11 protein-coding genes are annotated in these 11,506 nt (G+C 58.8%); 1 reads left to right on the top strand and 10 read right to left on the bottom strand.

Annotated features, from left to right (window positions below; genetic code table 11):
- Nucleotides 1-114: 114 nt before the first annotated feature.
- The 10 genes from BXY66_RS15095 to BXY66_RS15050 all read right to left on the bottom strand — a co-directional run bounded on the left by BXY66_RS15095 (nt 115) and on the right by BXY66_RS15050 (nt 10,867).
- On the bottom strand, nt 115-1,293 hold the full coding sequence (locus BXY66_RS15095) for an ABC transporter substrate-binding protein (RefSeq protein WP_132861222.1): 1,179 nt from the start codon (nt 1,291-1,293) through the stop codon (nt 115-117).
- A complete protein-coding gene (locus tag BXY66_RS15090) occupies nt 1,290-1,874 on the bottom strand; it encodes an ANTAR domain-containing response regulator (RefSeq protein WP_132861221.1) in 585 nt (194 codons plus the stop codon). The genes BXY66_RS15095 and BXY66_RS15090 overlap by 4 nt, the downstream gene beginning before the upstream one ends.
- A 156-nt stretch (nt 1,875-2,030) precedes the next feature.
- Nucleotides 2,031-2,774: an SDR family oxidoreductase gene (locus BXY66_RS15085; RefSeq protein WP_132861220.1), complete on the bottom strand. Its 744-nt coding sequence runs from the start codon at nt 2,772-2,774 to the stop codon at nt 2,031-2,033.
- Nucleotides 2,775-2,789: 15 nt separating this feature from the next.
- Nucleotides 2,790-4,238: an aldehyde dehydrogenase family protein gene (locus tag BXY66_RS15080; protein ID WP_132861219.1), complete on the bottom strand. Its 1,449-nt coding sequence runs from the start codon at nt 4,236-4,238 to the stop codon at nt 2,790-2,792.
- Nucleotides 4,225-5,829, bottom strand: a complete 1,605-nt coding sequence (locus BXY66_RS15075) for an ABC transporter ATP-binding protein (RefSeq protein ID WP_132861218.1) — start codon at nt 5,827-5,829, stop codon at nt 4,225-4,227. The genes BXY66_RS15080 and BXY66_RS15075 overlap by 14 nt, the downstream gene beginning before the upstream one ends.
- On the bottom strand, nt 5,826-6,647 hold the full coding sequence (locus tag BXY66_RS15070; protein WP_132861217.1) for an ABC transporter permease: 822 nt from the start codon (nt 6,645-6,647) through the stop codon (nt 5,826-5,828). The genes BXY66_RS15075 and BXY66_RS15070 overlap by 4 nt, the downstream gene beginning before the upstream one ends.
- Nucleotides 6,644-7,591, bottom strand: coding sequence for an ABC transporter permease (locus BXY66_RS15065; RefSeq protein WP_132861216.1), 948 nt, complete (start codon nt 7,589-7,591; stop codon nt 6,644-6,646). The genes BXY66_RS15070 and BXY66_RS15065 overlap by 4 nt, the downstream gene beginning before the upstream one ends.
- On the bottom strand, nt 7,592-7,999 hold the full coding sequence (locus BXY66_RS15060; RefSeq protein WP_132861215.1) for a (R)-mandelonitrile lyase: 408 nt from the start codon (nt 7,997-7,999) through the stop codon (nt 7,592-7,594).
- A gap of 73 nt (nt 8,000-8,072) precedes the next feature.
- Nucleotides 8,073-9,548 carry an ABC transporter substrate-binding protein gene (locus tag BXY66_RS15055; protein WP_132861214.1) on the bottom strand — a complete coding sequence of 492 codons (1,476 nt, stop codon included), beginning with the start codon at nt 9,546-9,548 and terminating at the stop codon, nt 8,073-8,075.
- Between the two features lie 26 nt (nt 9,549-9,574).
- Nucleotides 9,575-10,867 (bottom strand): acetylornithine deacetylase/succinyl-diaminopimelate desuccinylase family protein, encoded by a 1,293-nt coding sequence (locus BXY66_RS15050; RefSeq protein ID WP_207911337.1) that lies wholly within the window; start codon nt 10,865-10,867, stop codon nt 9,575-9,577.
- A 95-nt stretch (nt 10,868-10,962) separates the two neighbouring features.
- Here BXY66_RS15050 and BXY66_RS15045 point away from each other — a divergent pair, with 95 nt between their 5' ends.
- Entirely contained in the window at nt 10,963-11,499 is a 537-nt protein-coding gene (locus BXY66_RS15045; protein WP_132861213.1) for a PAS and helix-turn-helix domain-containing protein, read from the top strand.
- The last annotated feature ends 7 nt before the right edge of the window (nt 11,500-11,506 follow it).

Genomic DNA, 11,506 nt, shown 5'->3' with positions numbered 1-11,506 from the left:
AGCGTCCTTGCTCCGAACTTGAGACCATAAGGCAGTGGAGTCAGGCTGCGGGCAAGCGTGATAAGCACGATTTATGCTGCGCTGCCGCAAAGGTCAGGATGATTGCCTAATTTTTCAGCATTCAGGATGGCTTGGGTCGAAAACCTGACCATCAAAGAACCGGTCAGGGCCAAGAATCAGGTGGCCCGAGTCGGTTGCCGCTGTTGTGGATCCGCTGAGCGCGCCTTCGAGTTTTTTGCTGGCGGCAGGCAAATCCGCACCCAAAGGTCCCAGATGGCGGCGATATAGGTCGGAGCGGAATACAGCTGCGGCCTTTGTTGCGGATGCTGCGCGATCCAGGCCGAAACGGGCGGCCATGCGTGCCCCTATCCATGCGCCCTGGCTTTTCCATGGGAAAGTGGCTGCGCCGTCATAGAACTCCATCATGCGGGGAACGTGGCGGGACTTGCCACGGGCGTTGATCAAAAGATCGCCCGAGAAGGCCCGTTCGATGATCTCGGTTGAAACGCCGAGATATTCTGGCCAGCCGAGTATGTCCGCTGCGGTCGTTCGTTTGTCGGGTTGGCCAAGCCAGCGTCCCGCCTTCCAGACCGCGCGCATAAGCCGTCCGGTCAGGTCGTCTTCGGCGTTGGCCCAGTCACGCCGCACGGCCAGAACTTTCTCCGGTGCAAACTGCCAGATGGCGGCGCCGGGAAGCAAAAGTGCACCGCCGCCGTTTTCTACAGTGATTGATCCCCAGGGTTCGCCCACGCAAAAGGCGTCAACCTCGCCCGTGGCAATCGCGTCCGCCATAAGGGGCGGAGGGATTGTGCGCACATCGAGGGCCTGTGCGGTGTTCAGGCCTGAGGCCGCGAGCCAGTAATGCAGCAATTCTGCGTGCATGGAGAATGGGAAAGGCACCCCTACACGCAGGGGAGCTTTCAATCCGGCGAGCGCTTGCCCTGCTGCCGTTGCGTCCAGAAAGTCAGGTGTTTTTGCCGCATTCGAAAGTTGATCTGCAAGGGCGTTTGAGATGCCTATGACATTGCCATTAATAGATAAAACCGACAATGCATCGAGCTGCGTGGGCAACCCGCCGAGCCCAAGTGCCATAGCAACTGGCACTGGAGACAGCATGTGAGCAGCCTCGATTTGACCCAAGATGAGACGGTCGCGCAGGGTTGACCAGCTTGGCGCGCTTTGAAGATTGAGGGCGAGACCTTCTTCTTCGGCAAATCCAAGCTCGTGAGCGACGATGAGTGGGGCCGCGTCAACGAGAGGCATGAAGCCAACCGACAGGGGAAGCGTTCTCATGTCAGCAACTCCGAGGCGGTCACAAGGGCCTGAGAAACGTCAGCGATTTTCTTACCCTGACTCATCGCGGTTTTCCGGATGAGGGCATAGGCTTCGTCTTCGCTCATATTTCGGGCGCGCATAAGAATGCCTTTTGCACGGTCGATGATCTTGCGTTCTTCGAGCGCGCGTTTGGTGGCTTCGAGCTCTGACCGCATGCGAGAGAACATGTGAAACCGCGCAATGGCGGCGTCCAGAATGGGTTTGATGCGATCCGGTTGCATGCCGTCCACCACATAAGCGGACACGCCTGCTTCGATGGCGGCTTTGGTCAGGCTGTCGTCGGATCGGTCCACGAACATGGCGACTGGGCGCTCGAGTGGCGATGAAGCGAGGGTGAGCGCGTCGATGGCGTCCCGGCTCGGGTTGGCCATGTCCAGCAGAACCAGATCGGGGTTGAGCTCGGCCACAGATCGGGCGAGGCCGGTCGACCCTGACAAGACACGGATATGGTGATCGCCAGTTTCTGCCAGGCTGTCGATGATCGCTTCAGCGCGGGTTTTGTCCGGTTCGACGATGAGGATAGATAGCTTGTCTGGCACGGCTGGATCCTGCGGGAGTGGCTTGCCCCTTTCGTATCGGGGCAAGCGGTGCAGGGACCAGAGTCGTCATGAGAGCAATTGGGTGTTTGCCTAATTATTGGGCGAAATTTCCGCACCTGCCGAATTTGAGAGCAGCAAAATGCTGCAAGTGCAAAATCAAATGCAGCGGCCGCCGTCGACCTCCATCAGTGTGCCTGTGATCAAGGAAGCTTCGTCCGAACAAAGGAAGGCAGCGGCGTTGCCCATGTCCTCGGGCTGCGAAAAGCGCCCAAGGGGGATCGTGGAAAGAAATTTGGCACGTACCTCGGGTGTGTCTTCGCCCATAAAGGACTTCAGGAGGGGCGTTTCGCCTGCGACGGGGTTCAATGCGTTCACACGAACACCATGCGGCGCAAGCTCGACAGCCATGGTTTTTGTGGCGGTGTTCACCCATCCTTTGGAGGCATTGTACCAGTTGAGATTGGGGCGCGGAGAGAGGCCCGCGGTGGATGACACATGCAGTATCGCGCCCTGTCCTCGGGATTTCATATGCGGCACCAAAGCCTGCGCGGTGAGGTAAATGGATTTGCAATTCACGGCAAAAACGTGGTCGAAATCCACTTCCGTGACCTCTTCCAAGGGTGTTGGCAGGTGTGTGACGCCCGCGTTGTTCACCAGAATGTCGATTTGGCCCCAGTTTTTCAGACCTGTGTCGACCATGGCTTCCACGCTGGCACGGACGGAGACATCGGTCTGCGTTGCCTGCGCATTCGGGTGTTCGCTGGCCTTGCTTTCGGCGGCGTCGCCGTTGATGTCGGCCACCAGCACAGACGCGCCTTCGGCCAGGAATTTGTCTACGATGCCCGCGCCGAAGCCCTGAGCGCCGCCGGTAACGATGGCTGTTTTGTTTTCAAGACGCATGCTGTGGTCCTTTGGTTATCCGTGCAGCGCGGCGACGGTTTTGAGTTGGGAGAAATGGAACAGGGCCTCAAAGCCTTTCTCACGGCCGTGACCGGAGTGGCCGGTGCCTCCAAACGGCAGCTCCACACCACCGCCAGCGCCATAGTTGTTGAGAAAGACTTGTCCCGCGCGAAGCTGCTTGGCGAGACGCATCTGGCGGGCCCCGTTTTGGGACCAGACCGAAGCAACGAGGCCGTATTTTGTGCTGTTTGCGATCGCTAAGGCTTCTTCTTCGGTGTCGAAGGGGATCAGGACTTGTACGGGGCCGAAGATTTCGTCTTGGGCCAGACAATGGTCCGGTGAGACATCGGCAAAGAGTGTAGGCGCGACGTAGTGGCCGGGGGCGTCGGTAGCGATTTGGCCTTGCGCAACTGTGTTCAGGTCGGCACCTCGGGAGAGGAAGCCTTTCACGATCTCTTTTTGGCGCGCGGAGATGAGCGGGCCTAGGGTCGCGTCTTCGATGGCAGGAGCAGCCCGCATGCTGGCGTAGGCAGAGGACATACGCGTCGTGACTTCGTCATAGACTGAGCGTTCCACAAGGATGCGGGAAGACGCGGAGCAGGTTTGGCCCGCGTTCTGGACGCCGGCGTTCACAAGAAATGGCAAAGCTACGTCGAGGTCGGCGTCAGCAAATACCAGTTGCGGGGACTTCCCTCCCAATTCCAAAGTCACCGGCACCACGTTTTGCGCCGCAGCGGATTGTACGAGACGGCCCGTGTTCACCGAGCCCGTAAAGGAAATGTGTTGCACGTCGGCATGGCCTGCAAGCGCCGCGCCGGCCTCGGCACCAAGACCAGGCACAACGTTGAGGGCCCCTTCTGGTAGGCCGGCTCGCATGGCCAGGTCAGCGAAGGCCAGTGCGGTGAGGCAGGCCTCCTCGGCGGGTTTCAGGACGCAGGCGTTGCCCATCGCCAGCGCGGCGCCCACCGAGCGACCGATAATCTGCATCGGGTAGTTCCATGGCACGATATGACCGGTTACGCCGAAGGGTTCGCGCAGGGTGTAAACGGTGTAGCCGTCCAAGTATGGGATGGTTTCACCGTGCACCTTGTCAGCGGCTCCGCCGTAAAATTCCATATAGCGTGCCAGCGCGACGACATCGTTTCTGGCCTGCGTCAACGGTTTGCCGACATCAAGCGCTTCAAGCAGGGCAAGAGTGTCGGCATTTTCTTTCACCAGTTCGCCGATGCGGGTCAGAATGCGCCCGCGTTCGGCGGCGGTGGTTTTCCCCCAGATACCCGCGCGGGCAGCGTGGGCCGCTGCCACCGCGGCATCGACGTCTGCTGATGAACCGCGCGCAATTGCTGCAAGGGCGGAACCGTCAGACGGATTGGTCAAATCGAGTGTCTCGTTGCCTTGGGCGGGGACCCAATGCCCACCGATCAGGCAGAGCGATGGCGCAAACGGGAGATCAGGCAGGTGCATTTTCGAGTTCCTTGAGATCAGGCAGGACCGGCGCAGCGGCGATCAGGCTGCGCGTGTAGGGATGTTGCGGGTTGGAGAAGACGGCGTCTGTGTCGCCCTGTTCGACGATCTCGCCTGCCTGCATGACAAGAACGCGGTCGGTGACCGTGCGCACGACAGAGAGGTCGTGGGATATAAAAAAGTAGGCGAGGTTGTGGCGGCGGGAAAGCTCGGCGATCAGGTCGAGGATTTGGGCGCGGATCGAGACATCAAGCGCGGAGACTGCTTCGTCAAAGATGATAAGCTCGGGACGCGTGATCAGGGCGCGGGCAATAGCGATCCGCTGGCGCTGTCCACCGGAGAATTCGTGGATAAATTTGGCGGCGTCCTGTGGGGCCAGTCCTACGTCCTGCAGGACAGCGGCGATGGCATTGTCTAGTGCTTTGCCCTTGGGCGCGCCGGGATCAAGATGGAATGGTTCCGTCAGGATTCTGGCAACGCGGTGACGTGGGTTAAAGCTGCCATAGGGGTCTTGAAACACGACCTGTGTTTTTGCGCGGGCTGCGGCGGGCATCTCGGGTGAGACGGTCGTACCAAAGGCGACTATCGAACCAGATTGCAGCGGCTCAAGACCAAGGATTGCACGTGTCAGTGTGGATTTTCCGCAACCGGATTCACCAACCAGCCCGACCCGTTCCCCGTGATGGATGTCAAATGACACGTTATTCACGGCACGGGTGTATTCGCGTTTGCCGAAAAGGCGGGTCCGTGGTTGTGGATAATCGCGCGTCGCTCGATCCACCGAGAGGATCGGGATAGGGCCGTCTTGCGGCGGCGGTAAGTCGACGCGATGGGACGAGGCTTCGAACAGGGCTTTTGTGTAAGGGTGACGCATATTCGCAAGCAAGTGATGTGTATCGCCTTGCTCAACGATTTCTCCATGGCGCATGACAATGATGCGGTGTGCAAGATCGGCGACAACAGCGAGATCGTGGGTGATCATCAAGAGACCCATGTCGAACTCGTTCACGAGATCCTTGAGCAGGTCGAGGATGCGGGCCTGTGTGGTGACGTCGAGGGCCGTGGTCGGCTCGTCCGCGATCAGCAGGCGCGGGCGGCGGGCGATGGCCATGGCGATCACGACGCGCTGACGCTGGCCGCCTGAGAGTTCGTGCGGATAGCGCGTGAGTGGAAAGCGATCTTGAGGCAGGCCAACACGGGAGAGCATGGCAGCGGCCTGCACGCGGGCTTCATGGCGGTTAGCAGAGGAGTGGACGAGAATGGTCTCCGCAACTTGATCGCCAATGGTCTTCACAGGATTGAGCGCGGTCATGGGTTCTTGAAACACCATGCCAATGTCGTTGCCACGGATGTCGCAAAGATCAGGCTCGCTCAGACCCAGCAGGTCGCGGTCCTGAAGCAGGATCCGGCCTCCTGTGGATGCGGTGTCCGGTAGAAGTTGCATGACAGAGAGTGCGGTCATGGACTTTCCGGAACCGCTTTCTCCGGTGACGGCAACGATCTCGCCCAGGGCGATGGAGAATGTCACATTGCGCAAGATTTGCAGTGGGCCGATCGCAACATGAAGATTTTCTACCGAGAGCAATGTCATGCGCGCATCACCCTGATTTTGGGGTCGAGGTAATCGCGCAGGCCGTCGCCGAGAAGATTGAGACCGAGTACAGCCGAAATGATGGCGACCCCGGGCACCAAGGCCAGATGCGGTGCAAAGGCGACCATGGTTTGCGCATCCGCCAGCATGCGGCCCCATGAAGGCGTCGGGGGCTGTGCGCCGAGGCCGATATAACTCAGTCCTGCTTCTGCAAGGATGCCGAGGGAGAACTGGATCGTGCCTTGTACAATGAGCAGGTTGGCAACGTTTGGCAGGATGTGTTCTGCGCTGATGCGGGCTGATGACTTTCCTGCAACCCGTGCGGCGAGGATGAATTCGCGCTGCCACAAAGGAAGCGCCCCAGCGCGCGTGAGGCGCGCAAAAACCGGTATGTTGAAGATGCCGATAGCGATGATCGCATTGATGGCGCCCGGGCCGAGAACCGCAGTGATCAGGATCGCTATGACAAGACTGGGGAAGGCAAATATCAGGTCATTGCCGCGCATGATCAACTCGTCAATCCAGCCACCTTTGTTGGCTGCTGCAAACAGGCCCAAAGGAATACCGGCCCCCATGCCTATGCCAACGGCCACTAGTGCCACCGCCAAAGAGGTGCGTGCGCCGACCATGATCATGGAAAAGATGTCCCTGCCAAAATGATCGGTGCCAAACCAATGGGACGTCGACGGCGTTTGCAGTTTGTTGGGGATGTCCATTTGCGTGATGTCAAACGGGGTCCAAAAAAAGCTCAGAAGCGCGGCGGCGAGAATTAGTGCGCAGAGAATGCCGCCGAGGATAATGTTGCGAGAGAGGCTCATGTGCGGGACCTCAGGCGGGGATCGACGGCGGCATAGGCCAGATCAACCACGAAATTGACCATGATGACCAAAAACACCAACAGCATCACCACGCTTTCAACAACAATGAGATCCCGTGCGGAGATGGCTTGGAAAATCAGGCGGCCAAGTCCGGGCAGAAAGAAGACCTGCTCGATGATAATGCCGCCGGCGAGAAGGAACGCGAATTGCATGCCGATGATCGTCAGCACGGGTATAAGTGCGTTGCGTAGGCCGTGCCGGAACAGTGTCTGCCGGCGGGTCAGTCCCTTGGCACGGGCGGTGCGCATGAAGTCTTCGCCGAGTATGTCGAGCAGGGAAGAACGCATGACGCGTGCGAGAATGGCAGATTGGGGGAGGGCAAGAGCGATGGCAGGCAAGGTGAGGGATTTCATGGCAGCGCCAAAGCCCTTGTCCCAACCCGCAAAACCACCGGCCGAGAACCAGCGCAAGTTGATGGCAAAGATGAGTACCAACATCATGGCAAACCAGAAATTCGGCACTGCGATGCCAAGTTGTGTGGCCCCCATGACCGCCATGTCGCCGGGCTTGCCGCGGTTGGCAGCGGCATAAATCCCGACAGGAAAGGCGATCAGCGTAGAAAGCGTCAATGCATATAGCGCAAGGGGCAGGCTGACCCAGATGCGATCTGCGATCATCTCGCCCACAGGTGTGCGATAGGTGTAGGACGTGCCAAAGTCACCGCTCAGCATGCCGCCAACCCAATTGACGTAGCGCTGGCTCTTTGAGACATCGAGGCCAAGTTCCGTTCGCAAAGCCGAAACGGTATCAGGCTGGGCGTTCATGCCGAGCATAAAGCTTGCCGGATCTCCGGGCGCTATCTCGATCACCGCAAAAATCACCACCGAAGCGATGGCGAGGCTGATGAACAGGGAAAGCAGGCGTTTGAGAGCGTAGCGCAGCATTTAGGCAGGAGGCGTGAGGTAGTCTTCGTCGGTGACGTGTTCGAGCCAATCCGCGCCGGAGCCGTCCCTTACGTCTTGAATGGCGATGTGGCACATCCCGGTTTCAGGTCCGGCCCCATGCCAATGTTCGACGCCGGGTTCGATCCAGATGCTGTCACCCGGTCGGATCACGCGCGGGGCTTCACCGCGCAAGGCAATGAGGCCGCAGCCGGACAGGACGTGAAGAATCTGACCCACAGGGTGCGTGTGCCAAGCGGTTCGGGCCCCGGGTTCAAACGTGACACGCGCGGCAAAGACCTGCGACGGCGGGCGGCTTTCCGAAATCACGTCGAGTCGGACATTGCCGGAGAAGTACTCTGCCGGGCCTTTGCGGCTTGGAGTGGTTCCTGCGGGAGTTAATTCAAGCATGGTCGCACCTTTGCGATGACTGAACGCCGGCGGGTCGGGGAAGGGTCCCGATGGTCCGCCGGCGCCGGGAGTGTTAGTTGGACCAGCTAACAGCGGTCAGATCGGTCGCCTGCGTCGGCGCATTTTCCCAGAGACCCTGAACCCCTGCCTTGGCCACGGTCGGGAAGGCAAGCTGGAACAGATATCCGTTCACATAGTCCTGAGAGATCATTTTTTGCGCTATCACCAGAAGCGCGGAGCGTTCTGCCGGGCGGGTCGCCTTGTTCAAAGTTTCCATGACCTGTTGGAATTCAGGATTGTCATACTGGAAGTAGTAGTCGGGCCGCGCATAGATGCCGATGTCGAACGGTTCAGTGTGGCTCACGATGGTCAGGCCATAGTCCTTGCCGCGGAAAACCTGTTCGAGCCATTGTGCCCACTCGACGTTGGAAATCTCGGTTTTGATGCCCACCGCGCCAAGTTGCGCCGCGATAATTTCCCCTCCGCGGCGTGCGTAGGAGGGCGGGGGCAGCTTGAGTGTGGTTGTAAACCCGTCTGGAAAGCCTGCCTCGGCGAGCAGTTGCTTTGATAACTCCGGATCGTAAGCGGAGTTCCCTGTCAGGTCGACATAATCCGGGTGATGGGGCGCAAAGTGCGTACCAATCGGCGTACCGAGGCCAAACATCGCACCGTCGATGATCGCCTGTCGGTCGATGGCGTGGGCGATGGCCTTACGTACGTTGACGTTGTCCAGCGGGGGCATCTTGTTGTTGGTGGACAAGATGGTTTCACCCTCGGAGTTTCCGACAATCACCTGAAAACGGGGATCAGCCTGAAACTGAGGCAGGGCTTCCGGGGTCGGAAAGCCGGCGAAGACATCGATGTCTTCTGCCATCATGGCCGAAAAAGCTGCTGTAGGATCGGAGATAAACTTGAAAGTTACGTTTTCCAGTACAGCGGGCGTGCCCCAGTACTCTGAGTTGCGAGTGAGTTCGATCTTGTCGCCCTGAACCCAGTTGGAGAATTTGAAAGCGCCGGTTCCAACAGGGTTCGTCTTGATGTCGGCAACGCTCTCGGAAGCCACGATCACTGCGTCCCCCCAAGCCATATTGAAAAGGAAGTTGCCGTTTGGTTCGGACAAGGTGACTTTGACGGTCAGAGGGTCCACTACGGCCACATCGGAGATACTGGCAAAAAGCGCTTTTTGTGCATTCGCGCTGTCTTCACCGCGGGCGCGATCAAGCGAGAACTGCACGTCTTTGGCATCCAAGGTCGTGCCGTCATGGAAGGTGACGCCTTCGTTCAGCATGAATGTATAGGTCAGACCGTCTTCAGAAATGTCCCAGCTTTTCGCCAGACCCGGAATGATGGCGCCGTCTGATGCAAAGCGGGTCAGGCCTTCGAAGACGTTTGAATAGAGCACCGAGTCTATTGCGCCAGCAGCGGCGGACGTGGGGTCAAGATGCGGCGGTTCAAGCTGCAACGCGACGGTGATGTCTGACTGTGCGCCGGCTGCGGTTGCAAGCGCGATTGGCAGGGTGCTGGCCATCAAGAGTGTGCGGTATTTCATAGTCTCTCTCCCTGAATGTATTGTTGTTATTCGTCGATCGGCAAAAGCAGTTGGGTCAGGCTATGGGCCATGACCTTTGCACTGTCGAGCATGTCGTCAATACCGATATATTCGTCCGGTTTATGCGCCAACTCAAGGATTCCGGGTCCGTAGGCGATACAGTTTTTGAGGCGTCCGATCCGGTCTATGTGCTTTTGGTCATAAGTTCCCGGACTGGCGACGTAGTCGGGCGCTTTGCCTAAAACGTCATTGATTGCCCGGTCCACTGTGGACACAACGGGTGCAGTTCGATCGGTCATCGACGGAGCGACATGATTGAGTTCGCGCATTTCAAAGCGGAAGTTTTCCCGGTTTTCGGCGAGGTCCTGCAGCAGTTTCTGAACCTCTCCGGAAACTTGCGCGTGGGACTCTTCCGCCAAGTACCGCCTGTCGATCACGATGCGGCAACTATCGGGAACGCAATGCGCCGGCAGACCGGTGTAGTCTTCGGGTTGTTCCGGTTGGCCCCCGTGAACCGAATTGATATTCATGGTTGAAGAACGTGCACCTTCGGGAACGACCGGCATATCCGTATGCCGTGCCGCCATGGCGGGGAAAAGATCTGTTTCGAACTTGTCGAGAACAGCTCCCATGTGCCGCACCGCGCAGTCCCCGAGGAATGGCATGGAGCCGTGGGCAATTTCACCGAACGTCTCGATCTCTGCCCACCAACCGCCACGGTGACCAAGGCATATGCGGTCTTTGTTGAGAGGCTCGGGAATGATGACGTGCTGCACGCGTTCGGGTGCAAAGAAACCTTGCTCGGCAAGATAAGCGACCCCACCGTATCCGCCGGACTCTTCGTCGGCGGTGCCAGATATTTCTATTGACCCGTGAAAGTCGGGGAACTCTGCCAGAAACGCCTCGGCCGCAATGATGGAAGCGGCCAAGCCACCTTTCATGTCGCAGGCTCCCCGGCCATAAATCTTGCCCTCGTGAACTTCGCCGCCAAACGGATCGCGGGTCCAACCGTGGCCGACTTCGACGACATCGGTGTGGCTGTTGAAATGCACACATTCGCCGGGATGATGGCCGGATTTGTGGGCGATGACGTTCCAGCGCGGGTATTTGTCGCTGTCGCCGGGGGCGCCATGGGCCCGGATCAGCTGAGTGTCAAAGCCATGGCGGGTCAGGCGTGTGTCGAGGTAGTCACAGATATCGCGATAGCACTCTCCCGGCGGGTTCAAAGTTGGGATACGGATAAGGTCCTGGGTCAGCTGGATCAGCTCGTCACGCATGGATTGGATGCGGGTCATCAGGCGTTCTGTGTCGACGGACATGGCGCACTCGCGAAACAGGGAAAAGAGATGCCTCAGGATGACTTGCGTCGGGCTACGGTATCAATACCGTAGGATTACGGTTCTTGGAGGGTTCTATGGATTGGGACACGGTGGCATATGAGGCGGCGCCTGTTGGCATCGTGATGACGGAACATCGAGTTATCCGTGCCTGCAACCGCAGTTTCGCAGAGATGTTGGGGTATGACCGCACTGATCTGATTGGGCAGTCGTTTCGGCTCTTGTACGACACGGCAAAAGAGTTCGAACAAGTGCGCGACATCGGATTGGCGCCTCTGCGGAAAGACAATGCGTACAGCGACGAGCGAATGATGCGGCGGGCCGACGGCGGCCAGATCTGGTGCCGGTTTCGCGCGCAAACGCTGACTCCAGCCGATCCATTGGCGCGGCTGGTGATGAGTTTTGCGGTGATTCACGATGGTCCGCCTGTATCGCTTAGCCCAAGGGAAAGACAGGTGGTTGGCGGTTTAGGGCGTGGGCAGACCAGCAAGGAAATCGCGCGCGAGCTTGGGCTCAGTCCGCGCACGGTTGAAGACGTGCGCGCGCGGTTGCTCAAGCGTTTTGGTGTGAGAAACGCGGCGGAGTTGCTCGCGCATCTTACGATTGGTGGCTGAGGCGGCG

Origin of the sequence: Shimia isoporae (assembly GCF_004346865.1) — a bacterium.
Lineage (GTDB): Bacteria > Pseudomonadota > Alphaproteobacteria > Rhodobacterales > Rhodobacteraceae > Shimia > Shimia isoporae.
This window is presented reverse-complemented; position numbering and strand designations above follow the sequence as displayed.

Coding starts and splice junctions, on each gene's coding strand:
- BXY66_RS15095 (WP_132861222.1), bottom strand. CDS start 1,293: ATGAGAACGCTTCCCCTGTCGGTTGGCTTCATGCCTCTCGTTGACGCG.
- BXY66_RS15085 (WP_132861220.1), bottom strand. CDS start 2,774: ATGCGTCTTGAAAACAAAACAGCCATCGTTACCGGCGGCGCTCAGGGC.
- BXY66_RS15080 (WP_132861219.1), bottom strand. CDS start 4,238: ATGCACCTGCCTGATCTCCCGTTTGCGCCATCGCTCTGCCTGATCGGT.
- BXY66_RS15075 (WP_132861218.1), bottom strand. CDS start 5,829: ATGACATTGCTCTCGGTAGAAAATCTTCATGTTGCGATCGGCCCACTG.
- BXY66_RS15070 (WP_132861217.1), bottom strand. CDS start 6,647: ATGAGCCTCTCTCGCAACATTATCCTCGGCGGCATTCTCTGCGCACTA.
- BXY66_RS15065 (WP_132861216.1), bottom strand. CDS start 7,591: ATGCTGCGCTACGCTCTCAAACGCCTGCTTTCCCTGTTCATCAGCCTC.
- BXY66_RS15060 (WP_132861215.1), bottom strand. CDS start 7,999: ATGCTTGAATTAACTCCCGCAGGAACCACTCCAAGCCGCAAAGGCCCG.
- BXY66_RS15055 (WP_132861214.1), bottom strand. CDS start 9,548: ATGAAATACCGCACACTCTTGATGGCCAGCACCCTGCCAATCGCGCTT.
- BXY66_RS15050 (WP_207911337.1), bottom strand. CDS start 10,867: ATGTCCGTCGACACAGAACGCCTGATGACCCGCATCCAATCCATGCGT.
- BXY66_RS15045 (WP_132861213.1), top strand. CDS start 10,963: ATGGATTGGGACACGGTGGCATATGAGGCGGCGCCTGTTGGCATCGTG.